22 protein-coding genes are annotated in these 25,957 nt (G+C 39.5%); 20 read left to right on the top strand and 2 right to left on the bottom strand.

The features are described 5' to 3' along the window. Positions 1-48 precede the first annotated feature (48 nt). The 3 genes from T356_RS20865 (at position 49) to T356_RS0111160 (ending at position 5,423) form a co-directional block, all read left to right on the top strand. Positions 49-1,908 carry an endo-1,4-beta-xylanase gene (locus T356_RS20865; protein WP_081777820.1) on the top strand — a complete coding sequence of 620 codons (1,860 nt, stop codon included), beginning with the start codon at positions 49-51 and terminating at the stop codon, positions 1,906-1,908. A 30-nt stretch (positions 1,909-1,938) separates the two neighbouring features. Next, on the top strand, positions 1,939-4,992 hold the full coding sequence (locus tag T356_RS20450) for a family 43 glycosylhydrolase (protein WP_051563389.1): 3,054 nt from the start codon (positions 1,939-1,941) through the stop codon (positions 4,990-4,992). Between the two features lie 164 nt (positions 4,993-5,156). Further along, entirely contained in the window at positions 5,157-5,423 is a 267-nt protein-coding gene (locus T356_RS0111160; RefSeq protein ID WP_026514548.1) for a hypothetical protein, read from the top strand. Positions 5,424-5,487: 64 nt separating this feature from the next. On the opposite strand, the gene T356_RS0111165 is transcribed toward T356_RS0111160, so the two are convergent. Then, positions 5,488-5,991, bottom strand: coding sequence for a hypothetical protein (locus T356_RS0111165; protein ID WP_026514549.1), 504 nt, complete (start codon positions 5,989-5,991; stop codon positions 5,488-5,490). 128 nt (positions 5,992-6,119) lie between these two features. On the opposite strand from T356_RS0111165, the gene T356_RS0111170 reads away from it, so the two are divergent. The 13 genes from T356_RS0111170 to T356_RS0111230 all read left to right on the top strand — a co-directional run bounded on the left by T356_RS0111170 (position 6,120) and on the right by T356_RS0111230 (position 19,297). Beyond that, a complete protein-coding gene (locus T356_RS0111170) occupies positions 6,120-8,189 on the top strand; it encodes a CotH kinase family protein (RefSeq protein ID WP_026514550.1) in 2,070 nt (689 codons plus the stop codon). 109 nt (positions 8,190-8,298) lie between these two features. Beyond that, positions 8,299-9,510 (top strand): ABC transporter substrate-binding protein, encoded by a 1,212-nt coding sequence (locus T356_RS0111175; RefSeq protein WP_026514551.1) that lies wholly within the window; start codon positions 8,299-8,301, stop codon positions 9,508-9,510. Between the two features lie 180 nt (positions 9,511-9,690). After that, positions 9,691-10,587, top strand: a complete 897-nt coding sequence (locus T356_RS0111180) for a branched-chain amino acid ABC transporter permease (RefSeq protein WP_026514552.1) — start codon at positions 9,691-9,693, stop codon at positions 10,585-10,587. A gap of 13 nt (positions 10,588-10,600) precedes the next feature. Then, positions 10,601-11,659 (top strand): branched-chain amino acid ABC transporter permease, encoded by a 1,059-nt coding sequence (locus T356_RS0111185; protein ID WP_026514553.1) that lies wholly within the window; start codon positions 10,601-10,603, stop codon positions 11,657-11,659. Further along, on the top strand, positions 11,659-12,417 hold the full coding sequence (locus T356_RS0111190; RefSeq protein WP_026514554.1) for an ABC transporter ATP-binding protein: 759 nt from the start codon (positions 11,659-11,661) through the stop codon (positions 12,415-12,417). Before T356_RS0111185 ends, T356_RS0111190 begins: the two co-directional genes overlap by 1 nt. A gap of 31 nt (positions 12,418-12,448) precedes the next feature. Then, a complete protein-coding gene (locus T356_RS0111195) occupies positions 12,449-13,162 on the top strand; it encodes an ABC transporter ATP-binding protein (RefSeq protein WP_026514555.1) in 714 nt (237 codons plus the stop codon). 138 nt (positions 13,163-13,300) lie between these two features. Beyond that, the gene (locus tag T356_RS0111200) at positions 13,301-13,927 is read left to right on the top strand and encodes a cytidylate kinase-like family protein (RefSeq protein WP_026514556.1); all 627 of its coding nucleotides are present in this window, start codon (positions 13,301-13,303) and stop codon (positions 13,925-13,927) included. Positions 13,928-14,403: 476 nt separating this feature from the next. Then, positions 14,404-14,733, top strand: coding sequence for a hypothetical protein (locus T356_RS0111205; RefSeq protein WP_026514557.1), 330 nt, complete (start codon positions 14,404-14,406; stop codon positions 14,731-14,733). Then, the gene (locus T356_RS0111210; RefSeq protein ID WP_026514558.1) at positions 14,717-15,100 is read left to right on the top strand and encodes a YwqH-like family protein; all 384 of its coding nucleotides are present in this window, start codon (positions 14,717-14,719) and stop codon (positions 15,098-15,100) included. Before T356_RS0111205 ends, T356_RS0111210 begins: the two co-directional genes overlap by 17 nt. 12 nt (positions 15,101-15,112) lie before the next feature. Then, positions 15,113-17,512 carry a hypothetical protein gene (locus T356_RS19255; protein WP_035780986.1) on the top strand — a complete coding sequence of 800 codons (2,400 nt, stop codon included), beginning with the start codon at positions 15,113-15,115 and terminating at the stop codon, positions 17,510-17,512. 5 nt (positions 17,513-17,517) lie between these two features. After that, positions 17,518-18,060: a hypothetical protein gene (locus tag T356_RS0111220; RefSeq protein WP_026514559.1), complete on the top strand. Its 543-nt coding sequence runs from the start codon at positions 17,518-17,520 to the stop codon at positions 18,058-18,060. A gap of 68 nt (positions 18,061-18,128) precedes the next feature. Next, a complete protein-coding gene (locus T356_RS0111225) occupies positions 18,129-18,674 on the top strand; it encodes a hypothetical protein (protein WP_155839026.1) in 546 nt (181 codons plus the stop codon). A 68-nt stretch (positions 18,675-18,742) separates the two neighbouring features. Next, positions 18,743-19,297: a hypothetical protein gene (locus tag T356_RS0111230; RefSeq protein ID WP_155839027.1), complete on the top strand. Its 555-nt coding sequence runs from the start codon at positions 18,743-18,745 to the stop codon at positions 19,295-19,297. Between the two features lie 259 nt (positions 19,298-19,556). Here T356_RS0111230 and T356_RS0111235 read toward each other — a convergent pair whose 3' ends face one another. Continuing rightward, the gene (locus T356_RS0111235; RefSeq protein ID WP_026514562.1) at positions 19,557-20,564 is read right to left on the bottom strand and encodes a DUF6709 family protein; all 1,008 of its coding nucleotides are present in this window, start codon (positions 20,562-20,564) and stop codon (positions 19,557-19,559) included. A 168-nt stretch (positions 20,565-20,732) separates the two neighbouring features. Between T356_RS0111235 and T356_RS20455 the strand changes: the two genes are divergently transcribed. From T356_RS20455 to T356_RS0111255, 4 genes are all read left to right on the top strand, one after another. Then, positions 20,733-23,711 (top strand): LTA synthase family protein, encoded by a 2,979-nt coding sequence (locus T356_RS20455; protein WP_081777821.1) that lies wholly within the window; start codon positions 20,733-20,735, stop codon positions 23,709-23,711. Between the two features lie 41 nt (positions 23,712-23,752). Beyond that, a complete protein-coding gene (locus tag T356_RS19265) occupies positions 23,753-24,793 on the top strand; it encodes a 5'-3' exonuclease (protein ID WP_051563391.1) in 1,041 nt (346 codons plus the stop codon). 254 nt (positions 24,794-25,047) lie between these two features. Beyond that, complete coding sequence (gene flgM / locus T356_RS0111250) at positions 25,048-25,335, top strand: flagellar biosynthesis anti-sigma factor FlgM (protein ID WP_026514563.1); 288 nt, start codon at positions 25,048-25,050, stop codon at positions 25,333-25,335. A gap of 26 nt (positions 25,336-25,361) precedes the next feature. Further along, positions 25,362-25,889, top strand: a complete 528-nt coding sequence (locus T356_RS0111255) for a flagellar protein FlgN (protein ID WP_242846599.1) — start codon at positions 25,362-25,364, stop codon at positions 25,887-25,889. Positions 25,890-25,957 lie beyond the last annotated feature (68 nt).

A 25,957-nucleotide genomic window follows, 5' to 3' on the forward strand; every position in this document is an offset into this window, starting at 1 on the left:
TTACCTTGTGAAGAAAGATTTTTAACATATTATTAATGGGAGGTTGCTATGAAGGTAAAAAGTATTAGGGGAGCAGTTGCTAAAGTTATGGCTTTTATGTGCGCTTTTTCTATGTGCATATCAGCATCAACAGTTGATGCAAAAGCTGCAGAGACAACTCTTTTGAATACATATGGTAGTGCATATGGTCGTTCAGGTACATGTATTAATTTGTATCAGTTAAGAGATTCAAATCAGTTAAATATTCTTAAGAAACACTATAATTCTATTACACTTGAAAACGAGATGAAGCCGGACGCTTTGCTTGGGGGATCTCCCAAACTGATCTCAGTATCGGAGGCAAAGAACAGAGGATACTATATTCCCGACGGTTATCGTGAACAGAACGTACCCCAGATTAATTTCGGAACAGTAGATGAAGTAATGAAGATCTGTAGTAACAACGGTCTTGGTATGAGAGCTCATACACTTGTATGGCATTCTCAGACACCGTCATGGTTCTTCAGAAGCAATTATTCAGGAAACAGCGGATTTGTAAATCAGCAGACAATGGATGCCCGTCTTGAGATGTATGTAAAGACGGTTATGAATCACGTATATTCAAGCCAGTACGGCGGATGCGTATACGCCTGGGACGTTGCAAACGAAGTAATTCACGCAAACAACTCAGGTTGGGAAGCAGTATACGGAAATAACAGAACAAACGCGCCTTATGTAAAGAAGGCATTTAACTATGCTTATGAAACTCTTGAGCACTTTAAGCTCACAGATTCAGTTAAGCTTTTCTACAATGATTACAACACATATCAGGAAGTACAGAAGATTACTACTCTTGTTAATTATATAAACCAGGGTAAAAAAGTTTGCGCAGGTGTTGGAATGCAGTCTCACCTCGGAACAAATTATCCTTCAGTTGATCAGTATATCAATGCTATGAACTCATTCCTTAAGTCAGGATTTGAAGTACAGGTAACAGAGCTTGATATCACAAATAAGGGTGATAGCGATATGGCAAATTACTCTTATGATCTTTTCAAGAAGATAAATCAGATTAAGAAGAACGGTGGAAATGTAACAGGTATCACATGGTGGGGATTGTCAGACCAGACAACATGGATCAACAATTCAAAGCCTTTGTTGTTCTCTTCACCCGGTCAGCCCAAGCAGGCATACAACAAAGTAATTCAGGCATATACAGATGTTATCGGCCAGCCCGGATCGACTCCTAACAACAAGCCGGTTCAGCCTCAGCCGGGTAACGGTCAGTCCGGTAATAACAACAACAATAATAACAACAATAATAACAACAATAATAATAACAACAATAATAATAACAACAATAATAATAACAATAATAACGGACAGACAAATCCTCAGCCTAAGCCCAATCCACAGCCTCAGCCGGCACCTCAGCCACAGCCTCAGCCGAGCAATGGACAGACAAGCAACAATGCATCTGCAACTATTCAGGATGGTTGGTACTATATCAAGGACGTTAATTCTCAGAAGTACCTTTCAGTAAAGGATAACAGAGCAAAGAAGGTTACTAACGTTCAGATTGAAAAGGGCACAGGAGCAAAGGGACAGAAATGGTATGTTCAGAATAAGGGTGACGGTTATGTCACACTTAAGTCAGCTCTTGGAGAATTCATGCTCGATGTAGCCAACGGAGAGAACAAGGATGGTGCAAACCTTCAGATCTATGATGCATACGGACATGATGCTCAGCAGTTTATGATAAAGGCTTCAAAGAAGAGCGGAGCTTATTTGATCGCAACAAAATCATCAAACGGAACAAAGAATCTTGATGTATATCAGCACAAGACAGCTGACGGCACCAACGTATGCCAGTGGAAGCACAATGGTAATGCAAATCAACAGTGGATTTTTGAACCGGCACAGAATTAATTGAAGTTTGAATGAATAGTGAGAGGTTATATGGTTAAGTCAATTAAAAGAATGCTAGGCGTAGCTATGGCATGTACGCTTGTTATCGGCTCAGCTGCAACAGTTCAGGCCGCAGGCGTTGAAAGAGGAAGCTATGTCAAAGGCGATAATGAAAATAACCCGCTTGTAACGCAGAGTTACGGTGCGGATCCGGGCGTACTCGTATATAACGATACGGTTTATATATATACAACAAACGATTCTCAGGAATTTGCAGGAAACAATAAAAATACTTATGCAAAGATCAATCAGTTAAACTGCTATTCCTCAAAGGATCTTGTAAACTGGACAGATCACGGTGCATTTAATATTGCAGGTGGAAACGGAGCGGCAAGATGGGCCGGCAATTCATGGGCACCTACTATCTGTACAAAGAAGATAAACGGAAAGGACAAGTTCTTTTTATACTTTGCAAATAATGCCAGCAGTATCGGCGTTTTGACGGCTGACAGTCCTACAGGTCCATGGACGGATCCGATCGGTCATGCACTTATTACAAAGCAAACTCCCAACTGTAACGTGGAGTGGCTCTTTGATCCGGCTGTACTTGTAGACAGCGACGGAACAGGATATCTGTATTTTGGTGGCGGTGTTCCGAATGGACAGAATGCTCATCCCAAGACAGCAAGAGTTATCAAGCTCGGTGCAGATATGGTAAGTACTTCAGGTAGTGCAGCAACAATTGATGCACCTTATCTTTTTGAAGATTCAGGTATCAACAAGATTGGTAATACATATTATTATTCATATTGCTCAAACTGGAATTGCGGCAATGGATTCAGAAATGCAACAATTCAGGTTATGACAAGTAATAACCCTATGGGACCTTTTAACCATCAGGGTGAGATCATGGCTAATCCGGGAAATACATTCAAGGGATCTGACGGAAATAACCATCACCAGATCTTTGAGTTCAAGGGCAACTACTACATGGCATATCATACACATACTGTAGAGGCTAAAGTGGTTGGACAGAACCTCGGATACAGAACAACACACATTGACAAAGTTAATGTTTCAAACGGCAAGATAAATACGATTCAGCAGTCTCTTAACGGTGTACCAATGAATCCAAGCGTTGATCCTTATAACGGGGTTGAAGCAGAGACAATGTTCACACAGGCAGGTATCGGAGTAAAAGGTAATTCAAACGGACAGGCCTGGGTTACAAATATAGACAACGGAGATTATACAAAGGTTAAGGGTGTAAACTTCTCCAAAGGTGTATCTTCAATCACCGCAACTGTTCAGAGTAACGGAAACGGCAGCATTGAAGTAAGAGAAGGATCTCCTTCAGGAAATGTACTCGGAACAATCAATGTATCAAGTACAGGAGGTTCATATAAGGACTTCACAGGAAACGTAAAGAGTGTTACAGGATCAAAGGATATCTGCTTTGTATTTAAGGGCAATTTCTCATTTGATCGCTGGAAGGCAAACACTGATGGTTCAAACGCAGGAAACGGAGGACAGGAAAAGAACAATACTCCGGATCCCCAGCCGCAGCCTACACCACAGCCGCAGCCTACTCCTCAGCCTCAACCGCAACCCACACCACAGCCTCAGCCCACACCACAGCCTGCACCTCAGCCAAATAACGGACAGGCAAACGGCGGACAGACAAATAACAGCAATGTTTCCGGCGAGATTAGAGATGGATGGTATTATATTAAAGATATCAATTCACAGAAGTATCTTACGGTAAAGGATGATAACGCAAAGAAAGTTACCAATGTTATTATCAGTAAGGGCACAGGCGTAAAGGGCCAGAAGTGGTATGTTGAGAATAAGGGAGACGGTTATATCACTCTTAAGTCAGCACTCGGAGAGTTCATGCTCGATGTAGCATATGGAGAGAATAAGGATGGCACAAATATCCAGATCTATGATGCAGTCGGTCATGACGCTCAGCAGTTTGTTGTAAAGCCTACTAAGACAAGTGGCGTTTATACAATTGGAACAAAGTCTTCAGGCGGCGCAAAAGTGCTTGATGTATATCAGCATAAGACAGCTGACGGTTCAAATGTATGCCAGTGGAAGGCTAACGGCAAGAAGAACCAGCAGTGGAAATTTGAACCTGTTAATTCTTCAGATCAGCCTGTACAGCAGGATAAGAAGAACGATAACAATAAGCAGAATGATAATAAGCAGGATAATAACAAGCAGACAGGAAATCAGCAGGGCAACCAGAAAGATAACAAACAGTCAGATAATAAGCAGGGTGGTCAGACAAACAACTCACATGCAAATCCTACTGCTTCAATAGCTAACAGCATTCCTTCAAAGTATTCTGCAGTAAGAAACGGCGAAGGAGCAGGTACTGTTAAGAGCATTTCATACACGGCTCATGATTCTTCAAACGGCCGTACATATACAAAGAAGGCAAATATTTACCTTCCCGCAAACTACAGCCCCGACAAGAAGTATAGCGTACTCTATCTTCTTCATGGAATCGGTGGTAATGAAAACGAGTGGGGAATGACAGGAAACAATTCTCAGGTAAAGGCCATTATGGATAACCTTTCATACTATGGTGATATTGATTCATTCATCGTGGTAACTCCTAACGGAAAGGCTTCACAGAGCGGATCGACAGATTCTTTCTATTCATTCGGAAAAGAACTTAGAAACGATCTTATTCCATATATTGATTCTAATTACAGCACATACGCTGACAGAGATCACAGAGCAATTGCCGGTCTTTCAATGGGCGGTATGCAGACAATCAACATCGGTCTGGGAGAATGTGTAGACTTATTCGGATACTTTGGAGCGTTCTCAGCTGCACCGACAAGTAATACTGCAGATAAGACAGCGTCAATTCTGAAGGATAATAAGTATCCTATCCACTATTTCTACAATATCTGTGGACTTCAGGATGGAACAGCTTATCAGAGTGCTTCTGCCGCAGCAAAGAATCTTCCGGCAGTAAGTAACCAGTTTGTTTCAGGTAAGAACTTTACATGGCAGGAACTTAACGGTTCTCATGATTTCAATATCTGGTATCTTGGTTTTTACAATTTTGCACAGATTGCATTTAAATAACAGTAAGGAGGGGCGTAAGCTCCTCCTTCTTCTTCTCATTTTTGGTACAAAAAATAAAAAAATACTAAAAATTTATGAAATTTTGTTTAAAATATGATATTATTTAGTAGAAACGTACCAATCGTGTTGATTTGTGTTTTTTGACGAGAAAGGAGCGACTTCCTATGGAAAATAGCCAGCTGCAATATTCTCCGTTCAAACCAAATTTGAAGACAGCAGAGGTATTTGCGTGGGGCGATCCGGAGTACAACTTATTCGATCAGTTAAGCGAGAAATATGAGAAGAGTCATCCGGAGTTTAAGAATCTGTCTTCCTATGAGAAGATGGTTATCAAAGAGCAGATTCATCATGAGGCTATCGGACTTACGCCGCTTAACCTCATAATGGATTTTGTTGAAGATCCGCAGTTTGATGAATTCAGAATTGTATGATGCAGACATAAAGAAAGACCTAAGTTCGATTGCCGAATTTAGGTCTTATTATTTACAATATATATCAGGTTTTCAGTAACTGCGCTTCACGTATCTGGGCATTTACATCTGAAAGAAATTCATGATTTATGGGATCTGTTATAAATGTAAGGAAATCACTTGCCTCTTTTACGGACAAATTCTGTATAACAGTCAGATATTCCATGATCTCTTCATTTGTTTTACCTTCGTTTATGTAGTGATCGACTATGTCGAAGAGAACCATGAAACGGCGCATTTTTGCACGTGTAGTAATCTGATGGAGTTCAACTATCAGAGAAACAAAGATAAACAATGATATTGCTGAGAAAAGAAAGAATAAAATACCATAGATATATCTGGCGGATTGGATATGTATAAATCCGGAAGAAAAACAAGACACTGCAAAGACAAGTAAAGATGTCAGGACAATTCCGAGTCTGGCTTTGTTCTGGTCATAAATACTGAGAGTCATGAACTTTACAGTTATTCCGAAGATTAAGTAGAAAACAAAAGCAAATGCAATCCCCAAGTAAGACAACTGAAGCATAATTTTATTCCCCCTTTAGCTAATTGTAGCAAGCATAAGTGATTAATGCAACGCAAATTAGGCTAATATTGCATAATTAATTAGTTTGATGTACTTTATATGTATTGTTTTGGGATTTGGTGGGTGATATGACTAGAAAAATAGCCATTTTAATAGCAGTAAGTTTTTTTTCTCTTGCAGCGCTGGTACTTTTGCGTTATGTAAGTGAAGATTATCTTTCTGATCATATAATTGACAATAACAGGTTCGAAGAAATTAAGAAAACAAGGGCACTTACGGATGATATGAGTCTTAAAGTGTGCTTTGATGAGCAGGAACTTTTCTATGATAAGGCGGCCGGAGCTTTTTTCTATTCTCTTATAGATGATAAGGAAACAGCTTATAACCCTTCCGTCGATGTAACAGGCGATGCAAATATGCAATTCGCTTTTCTTAATTCGGGGATTACGGATGATGCGATCGCGAATAATACTCCACTTACGTGTATCTTTTATAATGATGATAATTACTGCATTCGCAAGATTATCTGCACATTTCTGCCTCTTATGAATATAGAATGCGATGGCGGGATTACTGAGTTTGAGACCGGGATGAACATGCGGCTTTATGATAACAGGAAGCAGTGTGCGACCAGAGATATGTCATCTGAAGGTTTTATAAGGATTCGCGGCGGCAATACAAGATCTTTTCCCAAAAAACCCCTGAAAATATCATTGGTGCACAGTAAAGAAAGCGACAATCCTCAAAGTAGCAATATGTCGCTTCTTGGGATGCGCAAGGATGACGATTACATTCTTTATCCGGCCTATAATGACGCGGAGAAAGTGAGAAATGTTTTCAGTCAGAATCTGTGGTTTAACAGCTGCAATAAGAATAACCGCTACGAAATAACGACCGGAGTGGAATACAGATTCCTGGAGCTCTTTATAAACGGAGAGTACAGCGGGCTTTATGCGTTGGGATATACTCCGGATGAGAAGATGATAGGTATTTCCAAGAATGAGGAATATGTGGGATTCTATAAAAGACTTGTCGGAGTCGAGTCGTCAGAGGTGGCATATAACGAATACGGCGGCCTTTTGGGATGGCGCGTTGTGAATTTGCCCGCAGGTGAGGACGAAGAAAGCTATAATGGGAACAGATGGGATCCATTGATGGATTACCTTGAGAATCTTCAGAACAATTCATCTAATGTGAACGCGCTCAAAAAGTGCATTGATATAGATAATGCGATTGATTATACGTTGTTTATCAATTTGGTCCAGGGAGATGATAATCTCTTTAAGAATTATTATCTCTTTGTCAGAGATATTCCCGACGGATTTTATTCATATTACTGTCCGTGGGATCTTGATGTTGCATGGGGCAATATGTTTGTTCCGAATGTAAAGAACGGCTATCTTCAGTATGGACATAAGCCTTATTACAATCTGCTTTTCGAGGATCTTTATTTTGGACAGATCATGGCGGGAGACTGCGCCGATATTGTGGAAAAGAGCTGTGACAGATTTGCGCAGCTTCGTAAGGGCGCCTGGTCTGATGATACAATCCGGAAGATGCTTGATGAATATGAAAAAGATATTTGTTCCTCGGGAGCGTATCTTAGAGATAAAGAGCGTTGGAGTGACGGAAACTACAGGGCTGAAGGTGAGCCCAATAATTTTGATAAGTTCAGAGCGTATGTTGCTAAGAGGCTTTCTGAGGCTGACGGATATTATGCTCGTTTAAAGAACCTTGCTAAAGAAGACATTTTTATCAGAAGAGCGGCGCAGTACAAGAATTTTGATTCTTCAAGTTTTGTTATCGAGATAAATGACAGTGAGCTTCTTAATAACAGTGCTTACGCGGCGCTTCTTGACAGAATCGGCGGGATAGATGCCGGAAAGATCGGTAAAGACGTGAGATATGTGATCAAGGTTCCGGGAGAAGAAGTTATATATCTTAAAGACTTTGCGAAGGATAGTTCTCCACTGGAGAATGCTGTTGAGATAAAAGCCGGAAAGCATAAGCTTGTATTAAAGCCCGGAGCTGAGCGTGATTACCTGGATGAAGAAACGGGATATACCGTGTATCTGGACGGGGTGGCATGTTATGATGCGTATACAGACAGTAGGGAACCGTTTGTTGTTTCACTGTCTTATGAAGGTTTCGGTGAAAAGATGAATCTCAAGAGAGATTACAGAATAAATTTTAATTAAATAAAGTGTTGACATTTTTCTTTTGATATTTTAACCTAATTAAAATAAAAACAAGATTGTATACAAATATACATTTTGATTTTTGCTTTTCGTTTAGGAGGGAAATATTATGAAGAAGTTTAACAAAGTTATCAGCGCATTTATGACTTCTGCCATGGTTACTGCAATGCTCGCAGGTTGTACTGATCCTGCAAGCACAGCAACAACAAATTCACAGGAGCCTGCACAGGCAACAGAGAGCTCATCTGACAACGGAGCTACATTTAAGATCGGTGCAATCGGACCTCTTACAGGCGGAGCTGCAGTATACGGTAATGCTGTATGTAACGCTGCAGAGCTTGCAGTTGAGGAGATCAACGCAGCAGGTGGTATCAACGGATATCAGGTTGAGTACAGTAAGGAAGATGACGAGCTCAATGCAGAGAAGTCAGTAAATGCATACAATACACTTAAGGATTGGGGAATGCAGATTCTTGTAGGTTCAACAACAAGTGCTTGCTCAATCGCTGTTTCAGAAAACACAAAGGCTGACAATATGTTCCAGCTTACACCTTCAGGATCTGCTGAAGAGTGCGTTAAATATGACAACGTATTCCGTGTATGTTTCTCAGATCCCAACCAGGGTATTGCTTCAGCTCAGTATATAGCAGATCACAACCTTGCAACAAAGGTTGGTATCATATATGACAGTTCAGACGTTTATTCAAGCGGTATCTGTCAGAAGTTTACAGAAGAAGCAAAGGATAAGAATTTTGAGATCGTTTCTTCAGAAGCTTTCACAGCGGACAATGCTACTGATTTCTCAGTTCAGCTTCAGAAGGCTAAGGATGCAGGCGCTGACCTCGTATTCCTTCCTATTTACTATCAGGCAGCTTCACTTATCCTTACACAGGCAAACACAATGGATTACAAGCCTGTATTCTTCGGTGTTGACGGTATGGACGGAATCCTTTCCGTTGAGAATTTCGACACAAAGCTTGCTGAAGGCGTAATGCTTCTTACACCTTTCGCTGCTGATGCAAAGGATGATCTTACAGTTAACTTCGTAAAGAATTATCAGGAAAAGTATGGTGAAGTTCCCAACCAGTTCGCTGCTGATGCTTATGATGCAGTATACATCATCAAGCAGGCACTTGAGGCTAAGAGCGTAACTCCCGACATGAGCACATCAGATATCTGTGAAGCCCTTAAGGGTGCTATGACAGAGATTGAGGCATCAGGTCTTACATCTGCCAAGATGACTTGGGAAGCTTCAGGTGAGCCTAACAAAGAGCCTAAGGCTGTTGTTATCAAGGAAGGCGCTTACGTATCAGCAGAGTAATTCGGTTATGCCGGTTTGTTCGATTTTTAAGGTTAGTATCTTAACTGCACAGTGAAGTGCTACGCAGGGTACCTTCATAGGGTGTCCTGCGTTTTCATATCACGGAACAGTAAAAAGAAAAGCTGTTTGTGGTATCATTTATATCATAAGAATTATTAGAAATATTTTTGGAGGTATACGATGAGCTTTCTTACTTATCTCATCAACGGACTTAGTCTTGGTAGTATTTATGCCATAATAGCACTTGGATATACCATGGTTTACGGAATTGCCAAGATGCTTAATTTTGCACACGGCGATTTTATCATGGTCGGATGCTATGTGATTTTCTCAATAAGCGGTGCTTTGAGCGGAAATGGCGTAATGGGAACCGTTATAGCTGTTGTCGTTTCTATTGTTCTGTGTTCTTTACTTGGAATTACCACTGAATTTATTGCATACAGGCCTCTTAGAGGAGCAGCTTCACCTTTGGCAGTTCTTATCACTGCGATCGGAGTAAGTTACTTCCTTGAGAATCTTGCGCTTATTATATTCGGTGCCGATGTAAAGTCTTTTTCATCAGTGATCACATGGAAGGGAATTTCATTTGCGGGCGGACAGCTCAAGATTCAGGGCGTTACGATTGTTACTATCGTGATAAGTCTCGTTATTCTTATATGCCTTCAGCTTTTTATCAATAAGACCAAACAGGGACAGGCGATGCTTGCTGTTGCGGAGGATAAGGGAGCTGCTACTCTTATGGGAATAAATGTCAATAAGACTATCATGCTCACATTTGCGATCGGATCTGCGCTTGCGGCTATCGCAGGTGCTCTTCTTTGCTCAGCTTATCCCAACCTGTCTCCATATGTCGGAGCAATGCCCGGTATAAAGGCGTTTGTCGCAGCGGTTTTGGGTGGAATCGGTTCTATCCCCGGAGCAATGATCGGAGGACTAGTACTTGGAATTGTCGAGATCCTCAGTAAGACTTACATTTCTTCACAGCTGTCTGATGCCATAGTTTTTGGAATTCTTGTAATTGTGCTTATTGTTAAGCCCACAGGTATTCTTGGTAAAGTCATTCAGGAAAAGGTTTAAAGAGGTGACGACTATGCATATGGACAAAAAGACAAAAGATAATTTAATCACTTACGGAATTGTTATTGCTGCATTTTTGGTTGTGGAAGTGCTTGCGATGACGGGAAAGCTTTCAAGTCATATGGGCGGATTACTGGTTCCTATGACATATTATGCGATTATCGCGGTTGCGCTCAATCTTTGTGTTGGTATTTTGGGTGAGCTCAGTATCGGTCATTGCGGATTTATGTGTATCGGTGCTTTTACCAGCGCTACTTTTTCCAAGGTTATGGCGGATAAGATTCCTTCCGGCCCAAGATTTTTTATAGCTTTTATTATCGGAATAGCTGTTGCGGCGCTTTTCGGTTTCCTTATCGGTATACCCGTACTCAGACTTAAAGGCGATTATCTTGCCATTGTTACACTTGCTTTCGGTGAGATCATTAAGAATGTAATAAATGCTTTTTACATCGGAGTAGACAGCAAGGGATTTCATTTTTCGATGGAAAACCAGATGGCACTTAATCTTGAGTCCGATGGAACAATGATCATAAACGGAGCCATGGGTATTACCGGAACTCCAAAGGATGCAAATTTCATGATAGGAATCGGCGTTCTTCTTATCTCTCTTGTTATCGTACTTAATCTTATCAATTCAAGAGACGGACGCGCTATCATGGCTATCAGAGATAACCATATCGCAGCAGAAGCTTCGGGAATCAATGTCACAAGATACAAGATGCTGGCATTTACAATTTCCGCAGCGATCGCAGGTTCAGCCGGAGTTCTTTATTCTCATAACATAACTACACTTACGGCTTCATCACAGTATTTTGGATATAACGCATCAATTATGATCCTTGTATATGTTGTACTCGGCGGAATCGGAAATATCAGAGGAAGCGTTGTGGCTGCATGCATACTGTACCTTCTTCCCGAGCTTTTGAGAGGACTTAATAAGTACAGAATGCTTATCTATTCAATAGTTCTTATCGTAATGATGATCGTGAACTGGTCACCAAAGGTAATCGAGTGGAGAAAGAGAACATTTGCGAATTTCGGATTTAAGAAAAAGGTTAAGGTGGTGAAATAATGGCACTTTTGGATGTAACCAATTTGAGCATATCCTTCGGTGGACTTCGTGCGGTTGACGATTTTAATATGACGATTGAAAAAGGTGAACTATACGGCCTTATCGGACCTAACGGTGCGGGTAAGACTACGGTCTTCAATCTTCTTACCGGCGTGTACAAGCCAAATGAAGGAAAGATCAAGCTTGACGGTGAAGATATCACAAGAAAGAATACAATAGAGATAAATCATGCGGGAATAGCAAGAACCTTCCAGAACATCAGACTTTTCAAGCAGATGTCCGTTATCGATAACGTTAAGGTTGGACTTTCCGAGAGATATAAATACAGCACACTCGAAAGTCTCCTTCATGTAGGAAGATACAAGAAGGTTGAGAAGCAGATAGATGATGAGGCCATGCGCCTTCTTAATGTCTTTGATCTTGCAGGTGAAAGAGATACTCTTGCTTCAAATCTTCCTTACGGAAAGCAGAGAAAGTTAGAGATCGTAAGAGCCATGGCTACAGATCCCAAGCTCCTTCTTCTGGATGAGCCTGCAGCGGGAATGAATCCCAACGAGACCAAAGAACTTATGGAAACTATCGCTCTTGTAAGAAAAGAGTTTAACATGACGATACTTCTTATCGAGCACGACATGAAGCTTGTTTCCGGAATCTGCGAGAAGCTTACCGTACTTAACTTCGGTAAAGTTCTCTGCCAGGGCGAGACAAAAGAAGTTTTGACCAATCCTGAGGTAGTTAAGGCATACCTTGGTGAGTAGAGTGCTTGCATAAAATATTTTCGAGGTGTATATGGAACCAATTTTAGAAGTAAAAGATTTAAGTGTATATTACGGTGTTATTCAGGCTCTTAAGGGAATCTCCTTTAAGGTGAACAAGGGCGAAGTTGTTGCGCTTATCGGAGCAAACGGCGCAGGAAAAACAACAACACTTCATACACTTTCAGGACTTATCAAAGCAGATGAAGGTTTGATAAAATATAAGGGAGAGGAACTTACCAAGATTCCCGGACACAAGATCGTATCAATGGGAATGGCTCAGGTTCCCGAGGGAAGAAGAGTATTTGCAGAGATGACGGTTCTCCAGAATCTTAAGATGGGAGCTTACACAAGAGACAACAGTGCAGAACTTCAGGAGACACTTGAAAAAATCTACACTCGTTTCCCCAGACTTAAAGAGAGAACAAATCAGCTTGCCGGAACACTTTCAGGCGGTGAGCAGCAGATGCTCGCAATGGGAAGAGCGCTTATGTCTCATCCCGATATTATCCTGATGGATGAGCCTTCAATGGGACTTTCTCCTATTTTTGTAAATGAGATATTTAATATCATAGAAGACGTGAACAAAGACGGCGTAACAGTTCTTTTGGTTGAACAGAATGCCAAAAAAGCTCTTTCAATCGCCAACAGAGCATACGTCCTTGAAACAGGTAAGATTGTAAAAGAAGGAAACGCAGCAGACCTTCTAAACGATGAGTCTATAAAAAAAGCATATTTAGGTGAGTAGAGCACTTGCCGAGGTATTATCGAGGCTAGTGCGAACCATGGGGATACACTTAGCGAGGTTTTTCACGAGCTTAGTGAATATCCCAGGAGTAAGCTGAGAGCACTTGCGGAGGCCAGTGCGAACTGGGAGGTGAAGACTATGAAAAACGTTACTATTACAATTGCAAGACAATATGGAAGTGGCGGAAGAACAGTCGGCAAGATGCTGGCAAAAGACCTTGGAATAAATTATTACAACAAAGAACTTTTGCGTCTTGCCTCCGAAGAGAGCGGGATAAACGAAGACCTTTTTCTGGACGCCGATGAACGTTGCAGAACAATAGGCTTCTTCAAAATGCCCGCCAATGTTTACACCGGTGAGATCTTAGGCCCTGACAGCAAAGACTTTACCTCTTTTGATAACCTCTTTAATTTTCAGGCAGCCACGATCAAAAAAATCGCCGAGACCACAGGCGGTGTCATAATCGGACGCGCAGCCAACTTTGTCCTTAAAGATTATGACAATGTCATAAGTGTTTTCGTACATGCCCCTCAGGATTTCCTTATGGAGCAGGCCGCTAAAGTACAAAGCCTTCCCCCCGATGAACTTGAAAAGTTCATCGCAAGAGAAGACAAATACAGAGCCGACTACTACGAACACCACACCGGCTGCAAATGGACCGACGCCATGAACTACGACCTCTGCCTCGACAGCAGTAAACTCGGCTTTGAAAAATGCGTAGAAGCAATTAAAGCCTACGCCAAAGTCAGATTTGGAGAAATATAAATTTCGGGAATTAAAGTTTAGGTGCGTTTGACAGTAGAACGCTATATTGAGTTAATAAATCGAAGTGGTGTGTTTGATGATTGAATTTACACACCACTTTCTTTATATCATAGGAAAGTGCTTTCCTATGATATAAAAATGCTCCGCAGGATGCGCAGCTCGCGGAAAGGTAATTTATTGCTTCGCAATACCGCTCGCGCGCGAAAGAGTCGCGAGCGACTCTTTGTTCTAAATGTCATGATGACGAGTACTTTAATCTTTAGATATCCTTTTATCAATAAACCAGTTGCGGAGCATAAGTGTTGTATTAACCAAGCGATATGCGAGTTTCTGAGTATCTTCATTGATCTTACAAACATCTCCAACAAAATCTTCTGTTTTTCCGATTTTACATTGATAAAGATCCACATGAATGATAGAATTGTTAATAAAATATTAAAACTTAATTTTTGTATAGGAAACAAAAAAGGAGAAAAATGGCAGAAAGAGATATTTTCATGGACACAAACGTGTTCACGGGAATCGTTGGGGATATTCAAAGCGCGGCAGAAAATTTAGTGCTTTCAGATGACGCACTGAAAAACACAAGTTGCTTGGAGGGATTTACCGCAGGAAGACAGATTATTGAAGCATTAAAGAACGTGCATACATCAGCAGATTTATACAGACAGGAAGCGTCCATATCACTTCCAAGAGCTTTATATACAGTCAGAGACAGTATGATTGCAGTTGATAATGCTGCAAGTGAGAGCCTCACGGTTGAAAGTAAAAATGCCGGAGGTAGTTTAAATGAGTCGAAGAAGTGATATTGAACATGAGATACATAGCTATGAACGTAAAATAGATGAATGTAAGGGGCGTAAGAGCAGACTTGAAGAGATACACGAATCTATGTCCCGAAAACGTACAGATGTAGAGAATGATGTTTATGAGCCTGAGCGTATATATGATATGACTTTTGGTGAAAAGTTCAGAGGTAAGCTCGAACAAAATTCAGAGGAATACCAGTTCGAGATCAATATTAGAACAGATGCGTTCCTGAGTAATACGGCTCAGTTTATGAGTTCTATAAAAAGAGCTATAGAAAGACTGGAAGAAATGATTGACGAATATAGAAATCATATAAGTAAGCTCGAGGCCGAGCTTGCTTCTCTTGACGATGATAAATACTAAGAGGGTAAGATAATGTCATTTTATGATAATGATGAGATATATTTAAGAGATTTTGAAGATAAGCAATTTGACGCAGAAAAATTCAAGGCTTTTATGGATAACCTTGCGCAGGACATTGATGGATACGGCGCAAAGGCAATGTATCTTGAAGCAGGCTATGGCAAATACTACAATAATGAGACTTACGGTGGTAGAGCTGCTGATGCATCAAAAGAATTTATAGGTAACGGACAAAGGGATAAGCTCCATGTCCAAAATCGTAACATTCAAAAAGAACTGTACATGGCTTGTGCGGATGTAAAAGAAGCTTTTGAAGAGATGGTTGACCCTTCTCCAAAAGCGCGTATAAGTAGAGAGGTGTTAAGGCATATAAAGAAAGATCATCAAGGACGTTACGAAGAAATGGATGTGCTTGGTTGTGAGATTGAAAGCATGGTAAGAGAAGTTATAAATGACTTCAGCGATCTTACAGATTTTGAATATTTCGACGCCAAACCGGTACGTGAAATCTATGATGAATTTTGCGGTAATGGAGGATGCATGGATAAATGTATCCAAAAACTTGAAATGTTCGATGAATATGCAGAGTCGATGATGTTCAAAAAAGATATAACGGGAAAATCAGCTTTACTTCAGGATAATATCAGAAACACCGCAGGGGCTCTTGATGCCATGAAAATCTACAATCCAAGTATTGCCCACAATTCCGTAGGACTTGTTGCACTTGGAACAAATGTATCATATCTTGATAACGGGCTTGCATCTTTGTGGGCTGCGGCTTCAAATGGCACAAAGATGAATGTTAAGATCTTTGCTACTGACAAAGATGCAGCTGAATATCTTGATGCACAGATGAAAATTCTTTGTGATGATGACGATTCAAATGACGCAGATGCTATAGCTAACATCAATGCTACTGTCCAGGGATTCTTATATATGGAAGTCGTTGATGGTAAAAAGTATGTTGCATATGACCAGGAAAAGATTGAAGGAACACTAAAACATCTTGAAAAGGGTGGACTTGCATATCAGCTTTTATCTTCAGTTGATGAGCAAATAAAGGAGAATAAGAAGAAAGGCGTTGCAGTTCCTAATGCTATAACGAAGTTAGAATTTGGCGGACGATTTGAAAATACAAAGCTTGAAGTAAGGAAAGACGGCGCAGGTGTCCGTTTGGAGGTAACATCCAATAATGATCTATTGCCGCTTAATGAGATAAAGCACAAAACTGTTGCATATGCAGCGACAAGGGAATCAGCATTAAATTATTTTAAGAATGGTGATAATTACGATTGGGATGCAATTAGCGAATGGTTTAAAGCAAAAGATGACCTTAATGATGCTTATCACTTTACTTCTATAGAATATGAAGTATTAGCTGGTGAGATGTTTGAAATGACGGATGAGGAAATAGAGTCACTTTTTTGTAATGCGCAGTATGATGATGGTTCTGCTTTAATCAAGGTGTCAGATAAACTTGGTATCCTAATAGACAGGCACGATATAATGCTAAATGTTTTAAAGGAAGTTGAAGATGATTTTGTAAAATCAGATAAATTTACTCGTGCGGTACTGATTGATAGTATCTTTGATGACATGCCAAGAGCAGGTTATATTAATTATGTTCATATTAGTCATAAGGAAAACTCTGGGGGACGAAACATTTATTTAGCACGAATAGATTGCTGTCCGGGAGAATATTATGATCCTAATGTGAAAAAACCTTTTGACAAAAATGCAAGGTCAATAATGGTATATCCATATTCAAGTGCTTATGGTATAAATAAAAATATTAACCAATCTGTTAGAGAAATAAATAGAAAAAGAACAGCTGTCAATGTACCGGATGATGCAGCTAAATTTCTGGCAGAACAGACTGTATTGTACGCAGTCGATTACTGCACCAAAAGTTCTATTTCATTAGAGTATTGGACAGTAAAAGAAATGGTAGCTGAAATGGAGAAGATAAATAATGCGGAAAAATTAATGAGTGATTTCGACACGATGGATTATGGCACTTATGCACACTGCATGTTTGTTAAAGGAACGGTAGTACAAATTACTGAAAAAGATGGCGACTGTGTGTATGTTTATAACCCTGAATTTGATGAGAAGAAACTTCTATTTTGTGTTGAAGCATACAATAGAGAAAAGGGAACAAATTATACTGTTGATGAAATGATAAAAGAATTTGAAAAGGAATTTGAACAAGATGAAAATGGCAATAAAATTGGAAACAGTGATATTTTCGATAAATATAATGCATGGTGCTCGGAGGAAGAGGGACTAGATAAGGGTGAAAAACTTGAAGATGAAATGGAAAATGATTTAGCGAGGAATAAAAATAAATCTACGGATGAAATAGACGCGATGAGTGTTGAAGAGGTAGAAAAATATTTGGAAGAGCATTGACAAAAATGAAAAAAAGAGTACCGCTTATAATCTGTATTTTTTCTTTATTGCTTATAGGTGTTATATCTTATGGTATACATTTTAATCAATTAAAGAAAGAAGCTGATGAAAAAAAAGAACTTGAAAATTTATATTACAAGCAGAATATTGCTTTTAGATTGTGTTCTAATATGGACATAATAAATTATTATCATGGTATTGATGATTCAGATATAAATTATGTTGTGATTTCGATATATACATATAACATCGTGTGTCCTCAGAATAAATTGCCAATTGATGAATTTATTGCATATATAAGTGAAGAATATGATTCTGAAGGTACGCCCAGAATATATTCGCAGCCACCTAATATAAAGGGGTATATTGATTGGTTTTGGACCATAGGGCAAGGTGAAGATACTATTCAAAAATACAAAAAATATTTTATTCATTTTTTAGCCAAAAAAAGCAGACCACCATTTTGGGAAATGAGCTATGAAGAACTTATTTCCAATTTAGAAGAATTCCAAAAAGATCCTGAATATAATCCTTTTCTTGAAGGATGAGTATTCAGAGAAAAGGAAGAACCTTGATAAAGTCAAGAGTTTCCGCCACAGGGCACGAGAGGATTTTTGTGAAAAAGAAAGCAACATTTATAATCTGTATTATTTCTTTATTACTCATAGGCGTTATATTTTACGGTATACATCTTAATCAATTAAAAGAAGAAGCAAAGAAAGAAGCTGAGGAAAAAAGAGAGCTTGAATTCTTATATTATGAACAGAATACAGCGTTTTGGCTAACTTGTGATTTTAGTAAAATATATTCTTATTGTAGTTTTGAAAATGCAAATAAAAAAAATACTGCTATTTCCATATATGCATATAATGCTCAATCGGATCATGAATTGACACTTGATGAGTTTTATACATATATAAGCAAAGAATATGATTCAGATGGAAAACCTATGATATATTCACAGCCTGAAATTATAAAAGAATATATTGATTGGTATTTTAATGAAGGCAAGAAAAAGATTGATAGATATGAAACATCTTTTATTGTATACCTAGTAAGAAAAGGTGAGAAATCAATTTTAGATATGAATTATGAAGAAATCGTTGCTAATTTAGAAGAATTCCAAAAAGATCCTGAATATAATCCATTTATTGAAGGATGAGTATTCAAAGAAAAGGAAGAACCTTGATAAAGTCAAGAGTTTCCGCCACAGGGCACGAGAGGATTTTTGTGAAAAAGAAAGCAACATTTATAATCTGTATTATTTCTTTATTACTCATAGGTGTAATATTTTATGGTATACATCTTAATCAATTAAAAGAAGAAGCAAAGAAAGAGGCTGAAGAAAAAAGGGAGCTTGAATTATTATATTATGATCAGAATACCGCTTTTGCTCTATGTTATGAGCCTAAAAAAAGGTTTTTCTATCATGGGATTGAGGATGGCGATAAAAATCAGTTTATAGTAAATATATACGCATACAATAATGCACAATCTGAGCACGAGCTATCAAGCGATGAATTTATTGATTATATAAGTGAAGAATATGATTCCGAAGGAAAACCTAAGATATATTCGCAACCGTCGAATGTTAAGGAATATATTCATTGGTATAATACTGATGGTCAAAAAGGCAAAGTGGTTCATGACTATAGCATTTGTTTTGGAGCATATTTGATGGAAAAAGGAAAGCCAAATTATTGGGAAATGAGCTATGAGGAAGTGGTAGCTAATTTAGAAGAATTTCAAAAAGATCCTGAGTATATAGCATTTATGAATGGATGAGTAAGTTCAGATAAATACCAGTACATATCTAATAGCCCTTCAATAAACAGCCCCGGCATAATAGCTAATACTCAGAAATGTGCAGTTTTCGGACGAGCAAGATGATTTTCAACTTTCAGAAAACCCGAAAATGCCGACTTCTCTGAGCAACGTCGAAAGGAGGCATTTTCGGGTTTTCTGAAAGTATGAAAATCACTGCGCAGCCGTACACAAACATTTCTGAGTATTAGCTATTATGCCGGGGCGTAAAGTGATCGCATTAATTGCGCTGGCTCTTGCGAAGCGCCTTGAAGTGATTTATATATTCGGAGGTGTAGCCAATGGCAACTTGGGGATTGTGTGCCTGTAGTTGCTCGAGAATCTGATTTATGATCTGCGTTTTGCCTGCGGTTAAGCCCTGCATATCGGCTATGTTGACCGTTTTCATGTCTGAAGTCATTGCCTTTATATTGGTCAGTATAGGAACAAAGCTGTGACTCTGGTCAAAGCGGTATGCCCACAGAATGTCCGTATATTTGTGAATCTCAAGCTTGTTGCCGAGACTGACTATATACCTGGGAGTTAGATAAGTATTACACTTCTTTATAAATACAGTCTGAGGACTCTCCATCTCTGAGTAGACCATTTCAGATTCCGCATCGGACATTTTTTTGAGCGTCCTACGATATGATAAGTATTCCAATCCGGCAGCGAGTATGATTATAATTGCAAATACCAATAAGAAAATTCCGAGTATTATAAGTAATTCTACGTTGGTAGCGGATTTGTTTGCGCTTATTGCAATATCTGCGAAGTAAGCGGTGAATTTCTCTCTGATAGCTGTAGGGTCCGAGGATGTATCATCATCGTTGTATATTTCCATAGCGGTAGCAATGACTTCGTTGGACAGGTGTGCAATGGAGCCTACAAGATTATAAGTCCCGTTTGCTTTTATTGCAGATGAGATCTCATCGTATTTTGACTTGGAACATATCATTATATAGATGTCATTGCCGTCAGTTATGTAATAGTACTGCTCGTCATCATCGTAATGACCTATTTCAAGCGGTTCTTCAGCAATATTAACATATATATATCCGCCGTAATTATAGTTTTCTGTTTGATATATTTCTGAGAAAGCAATTTTTTCTTCCTGAAGCTTATTTGACAAAATACCACTGTAAATAATTGAACAAACTCCGGCAAGTGCTATTACAATACCAATTAAGACAGCGACTAATTTTCTTGAGCAAGATTTCCTGATCATAGGGTGGATATTTTCAGTCATATTTTTGTTCGTCCTTCCCGTTTTTATTTTATCGTATCATGTATAAATATGTAGTTCAATCGCATGGAAAAATCAGCATGCAGGCACACTATTTTTTTGTTTGCATTAGCATGCCGGTATTGTATAATTAGCAAGGTTGTTCAAAGTGTCTGAAGGAGTGTATGATTGATGAAAACGGGGTTGAAAAATTTCTTAGTTACTGTGATCATGGCTTTGATGAGCTTACTTGGTTTTTCCATTTTATGGTGCCTTAGGACATTCGGGCGTCTTAGCATGGAAGAACTTGTATATGAGTTGTCTGCTCCTCTTGAAGGTACCGGAAGTGATATGATATCACGTTATGTTGTCGGAGCATTGGTTCCTGCAATTGTTGTGGTAGCCGTAATATTATTTTTGGGTATATTCAGGAAAAAGAATCTTGTTATTATCTATGGGCTTATAGCCTCAATTATCTTTGCCGTAACTTCTTCGGCTGTATTTTTCAAAAGACTTAATGTATTAGAATATCTGGCAAATGCGGGAGATGAATCAACATTTATAGAAGACAATTATATCGATCCCGGTAATGTACAAATTACATTTCCTGAGAAAAAGAAAAATCTTATCTATATTTTTCTGGAATCAATGGAAGTAACTTACAGTGATATAGAGAACGGAGGAGGATTTAAAGATAATCTGATCCCTGAGTTAACTGAGCTTGCGGAAGAAAATGAGTGCTTTTCGGGAGATGACAAGTTAAACGGTCCTTATCCCGCAGTTGGTGCATCATGGACGATGGGGGCTATGTTTGCACAGTCATCGGGATTGCCGCTAAAGATTCTTGTTGAAGGAAATTCAATGTCTGAGGAAAAGACATTTTTCCCGGGAATTACCTGTATAGGAGATATTCTTGAATCGCAAGGGTATAATCAGGAACTCCTTATCGGCTCCGATGCGGTGTTCGGGGGAAGGAAGCTTTTTTTCTCGTTACATGGCAATTACACATTTCATGATTACATATATGCCAAGAATAACCACATAATACCCAAAGATTATATGGTATTCTGGGGATATGAAGATACAAAGCTGTTCGAGAATGCCAAGAATGATCTGCTTGAATTGAGCAAGGGCGACAAGCCTTTTAATCTGACAATGCTTACTGTCGATACGCATCATCCGGATGGATATGTCTGCGACAGATGTGAAAACAAATATGGAAGTAATCAATATGCCAATGTCATAGCATGTTCTAGCAAGCAGGTGTCGGAATTCGTTGAATGGATAAAGAAGCAGGATTTCTATAAAGATACCGTTGTGGTCATATGTGGCGATCATGCCACTATGAATGGCGATTTTTGCAATGGTATTGACGGCGATTATGTCAGAAAGACCTATATGACCATACTTAATTCGGATATAGAGAAGAAACGCAGAGAATCAATAGAGTATTCCACAATGGACATGTTTCCTACAACTCTTGCGGCGATTGGAGCACAGATAGATGGGAACAGGCTGGGGCTTGGAACCAATCTGTTTTCTAATGAGAAGACGCTCCTTGAAAAGTTCGGACGCGAAAATGTTGATATCCAGCTTGCAAAGCATTCCGAATTTATGGATAAAATGTCCGGAATAGGAGATGAAGAGGACAAAAAAGATAAGAGAATTCTTCCCGATGCTGAAGTTAATGTTACAGATTATAACAAAGAGCAGGGAACAATCACTCTTAAAGCGGATAATATAATAAATGTCGATAATTACACCGGTGTGCGGGCAACACTGTATGACAGTGACATGAATGAGCTTGAAGCCTTCGATATGGCACGGGATGCCGGTAACAGTTACACCTGCGAAGTAGATATAAGCAGTCTCAAGGACAGGGAAGGAACGATAGTTGTTGAGACTGTAGAAAATATCAAGGTTAATAACAGATTGGGCGCTTTTATCAACAAAGCAAAAGGGGAATCTACATGCAAGATTGACGAGATCACGGGAGATCTCAGTCTCCAGGCACATGAAGACCTTGCCGGATACATAGATCTGCTTGGTAAAAAAGATGATATTGCTGTATTTATAGCTTCATGCGGGGATATCACGACAAATTCATATGAAAAAGATCTGAATGAACTGAGAAAACTTGGTATCAACGAACATCTCGCCGGGTATAAAAATATAAGCTTATACGCCGTTATAGATTCACCGAGTATTGTTTACGGCTCGGGAGAAAAGACTGTTGAATATGACGGAGCGCTCGTTAGAAATGATATGCAGTATCATGTTGAGAGTGCTGCTGCAGGTAACAGCGGAAAATGTAGCATAGTCATAGGCGGCGATGAGTATGCACTTAATGAGAACGGACTTAATTTTGTTGTATATGATTATGAGCTTGAAAAGGTAATTGATTCTGCATGTTTTGATCTTAACCGTAAAAGGGATGTTAATCGTCCTGCGGGTATAGACATGGAACTTGCCAAAAACGGGCAGATGAAACTGAGAGTCCGTGATATGGATAATTTTGAAATGTGGAATGCCTTCGCCAAGATATGGGATAAGGATCATTGTGACAATCCTATTGTATTAACCATGGAAATGTATTCTGATTTTTCGAGCGGGGCTGAAGCAAATCTTGCGGGATATGATTTGACGGATGCCTATATTGAAGTGACATGCCAGGATAAGAAGGGTATGAAACATACTTATTTTGACTGGGAAGGTGACTTCAATTTGTTAAAAGGTGACTTCGCTGATTATATGTCATATGTAAGCTCGCTGGATGACACGATTATCCTGATGAGCGTCAAGGATGCTATATGGCTTTCTCAGGAAGAGGAAGATATAGAGGCTTTGGAAAAGTACGGCATAGAGAAGTTTGCCGATATTGGTGAACATGAAGCATATTATGCAGTAATAACACCCGGGGGAGTTGTTGAAGCACACGGCAGTGAAGAACTGTCTTATACAGGAGAGTATAACGGGACTTCATTCACAGTCAGTGGTGCCGGTTGGGATTCAGGATATTATTCTTCGATAGTAGTTGACGGCGAAGAGTACTCAAGGGGAGAATGCGGAATTAACATTGTCGTATATGATACTAATGCAAAGAAGGTTGTTGACAATACTACCTACAGATTCAACCGAAGAGGCGGTATCGATAAGGCATTGTATAGATAATTGCGATATATTTTAGATATACCAAGGAGAAAAAAGATAGTATGAGTGAAAACCAAAAATTTATTCTTATAGATGGAAGTTCTATGCTGGTTACGAATTACTACGGCAATCTTCCGAAGGCTCTTTTGTTTGAGAAAGATCCTGAAAAAAAAGAAAAGCTTTATTCGCAGATCATGCACAATGAGGCGGGGCAGTACACAAATGCCATGTTTGGTATGATGCGGACAATCCTTAAGATCATTAAGGAACAGAAGCCGACACATATGGTGTTTGCTTTTGATATGACCAGAGATACATTCAGAAGAGAGAAATATCCCGATTATAAAGGTAATCGCGGCGAGACACCCGAGCCTCTCAAAGAACAGTTTGTGAATATGGAAAAGTTCCTTGAGGATATCGGATTCCAGGTTATGTATGATATGCAGTATGAGGCGGATGACATTGTCGGAAGTGTTGCCGCTAAGTTTGAAAAAGAGATTCCGTCATATATCATAACCAAGGATCATGACTATCTGCAGCTTATAAACGATTACACCAGAGTATGGCTCATTCAGACCAAGCAGGAGACTGCAGATGAGCTTCAGAATAAATATGGTGCGGAATACGGATATAATAATAAAATGGTTTCGGTTCCGGATAAGGCGTTTGAAGTGACTCCTTCGCTCTGTCTTTCAGAATACGGAGTTCGCCCCGCGCAGATTCCGGATCTTAAGGGAATTCAGGGCGATACGAGTGATAATATTCCCGGTGTCAAAGGAGTCAGCAGTGCTGCGATTCCGCTTCTTGCAAGATACGGAACGATGGAGAAAATCTATGAGGCAATCGATGAGTGCAAGGATGCCAAAGAGCAGAAGGCGCTTAATACGATGTGGAAAGAGGAGCTTGGAATTACAAGGAGCCCCCTCAAAGCGATGATCCAGTACAAAGATATGGCTCTTTTGTCCAAAGATCTTGCGACTATCAGGAAAGATTATGAGTTTGGAAAAGAACTTGATGACTTTAAGATAAATCTTGATCCTGAGAAGCTTAAGAGTGAGTTTGAAAAGTACGGTTTCAAGTCACTTATAGATAAGATACCGTGATATTGCAGGTGTTCCGGGCATCTTTGAAAAAATTGAAGAAATTTGATCTTTTTTATAAAATTAATCTAAAGTTTTGCGTAAGATGTCCGATAAAATTAATGTAGGGTGAAAAAGGGTGCATACCTTGGGCGTTTTTGCCATGACTTTGAAAAAGATGAGGGAAAAATTTTTTTGAACTCAAAACTAAAGTTATGGAAACTTTTTCCGATAAATGTAGTGAGAAGTAAAAATGCTCCAAGGAAGGAGGAAGAGATATGCGTATAGAAGCGTACAACCAGGTTCAGCAGATCTATTCAAACAGCAAGGTAAACAAGACACAGCAGGTTAAGAAGACAAATGATGTAAGAGATACAGTTTCGTTTTCTTCTATAGGAAAAGATATTCAGGTTGCAAAGCAGGCTGTAAAGGCAACACCTGATGTCAGAGAAGATCTGGTAGCTTCGCTCAAAGCAGCTGTTAAGAACGGCACATATGATGTGAGCGGCGAGGCTTTTGCTGATAAATTACTGGCAAAATTCGAAGAAGCAAACGGTATAGGTTAATAATTTAATACAAATAATCCAGGAGGATGATTCCGGTGGCAAGCTTAATGGAAAATCTGGTCGACGTGCTCGACCGGGAGTGTACAATGTACGAAAAATTACTGGGGTTATCTAGCCGAAAGACTTCCGTAATTGTGAAGGGAGATCTAGAGGCACTTGCGGAAATCACGGATGAGGAGCAGTGCGTAATAGGTAATATTCAGTCTCTCGAAAAAAAGCGCGAAGAGGCAATGAAAGATATTGCAAACGTACTTAACAAGGATGTTAATTCATTGAAACTGACCGATTTGATCGAAGTGTTGGAAAAAAGACCTGTCGATCAGAAAAACCTGACATTGCAGCGCGATAGGCTCGTTGGTGTTGCGGGAAATGTCAGACGTGTAAACGGACAAAATCAGGAGCTGCTACGCAGTTCATTGGAGATGGTTCAATTCGAGATGAATATCATCCAGGCCTCAAAGAGAGCTCCGGAAACGGCTAATTATTCAAGAGCTTTAGGCACTACAGGCGAATGTCTTGGTTACACATCGGGCGGGTTTGATGCAAAGCAATAAAGTACCATTTGAGTACATCAATGGTGCGGATGCATGTAGATAACCCTCTCGGGTAACCGATAGATATT

This window comes from Butyrivibrio sp. LB2008 (genome assembly GCF_000621565.1).
In the GTDB taxonomy this organism is placed as follows: domain Bacteria; phylum Bacillota; class Clostridia; order Lachnospirales; family Lachnospiraceae; genus Butyrivibrio.

Excerpts from the sequence above, each read along its gene's own strand:
- T356_RS20865 (WP_081777820.1), top strand. The coding sequence starts at position 49 with ATGAAGGTAAAAAGTATTAGGGGAGCAGTTGCTAAAGTTATGGCTTTT.
- T356_RS20450 (WP_051563389.1), top strand. The coding sequence starts at position 1,939 with ATGGTTAAGTCAATTAAAAGAATGCTAGGCGTAGCTATGGCATGTACG.
- T356_RS0111160 (WP_026514548.1), top strand. The coding sequence starts at position 5,157 with ATGGAAAATAGCCAGCTGCAATATTCTCCGTTCAAACCAAATTTGAAG.
- T356_RS0111165 (WP_026514549.1), bottom strand. The coding sequence starts at position 5,991 with ATGCTTCAGTTGTCTTACTTGGGGATTGCATTTGCTTTTGTTTTCTAC.
- T356_RS0111170 (WP_026514550.1), top strand. The coding sequence starts at position 6,120 with ATGACTAGAAAAATAGCCATTTTAATAGCAGTAAGTTTTTTTTCTCTT.
- T356_RS0111175 (WP_026514551.1), top strand. The coding sequence starts at position 8,299 with ATGAAGAAGTTTAACAAAGTTATCAGCGCATTTATGACTTCTGCCATG.
- T356_RS0111180 (WP_026514552.1), top strand. The coding sequence starts at position 9,691 with ATGAGCTTTCTTACTTATCTCATCAACGGACTTAGTCTTGGTAGTATT.
- T356_RS0111185 (WP_026514553.1), top strand. The coding sequence starts at position 10,601 with ATGCATATGGACAAAAAGACAAAAGATAATTTAATCACTTACGGAATT.
- T356_RS0111190 (WP_026514554.1), top strand. The coding sequence starts at position 11,659 with ATGGCACTTTTGGATGTAACCAATTTGAGCATATCCTTCGGTGGACTT.
- T356_RS0111195 (WP_026514555.1), top strand. The coding sequence starts at position 12,449 with ATGGAACCAATTTTAGAAGTAAAAGATTTAAGTGTATATTACGGTGTT.
- T356_RS0111200 (WP_026514556.1), top strand. The coding sequence starts at position 13,301 with ATGAAAAACGTTACTATTACAATTGCAAGACAATATGGAAGTGGCGGA.
- T356_RS0111205 (WP_026514557.1), top strand. The coding sequence starts at position 14,404 with ATGGCAGAAAGAGATATTTTCATGGACACAAACGTGTTCACGGGAATC.
- T356_RS0111210 (WP_026514558.1), top strand. The coding sequence starts at position 14,717 with ATGAGTCGAAGAAGTGATATTGAACATGAGATACATAGCTATGAACGT.
- T356_RS19255 (WP_035780986.1), top strand. The coding sequence starts at position 15,113 with ATGTCATTTTATGATAATGATGAGATATATTTAAGAGATTTTGAAGAT.
- T356_RS0111220 (WP_026514559.1), top strand. The coding sequence starts at position 17,518 with ATGAAAAAAAGAGTACCGCTTATAATCTGTATTTTTTCTTTATTGCTT.
- T356_RS0111235 (WP_026514562.1), bottom strand. The coding sequence starts at position 20,564 with ATGACTGAAAATATCCACCCTATGATCAGGAAATCTTGCTCAAGAAAA.
- T356_RS20455 (WP_081777821.1), top strand. The coding sequence starts at position 20,733 with ATGAAAACGGGGTTGAAAAATTTCTTAGTTACTGTGATCATGGCTTTG.
- T356_RS19265 (WP_051563391.1), top strand. The coding sequence starts at position 23,753 with ATGAGTGAAAACCAAAAATTTATTCTTATAGATGGAAGTTCTATGCTG.
- flgM (WP_026514563.1), top strand. The coding sequence starts at position 25,048 with ATGCGTATAGAAGCGTACAACCAGGTTCAGCAGATCTATTCAAACAGC.
- T356_RS0111255 (WP_242846599.1), top strand. The coding sequence starts at position 25,362 with ATGATTCCGGTGGCAAGCTTAATGGAAAATCTGGTCGACGTGCTCGAC.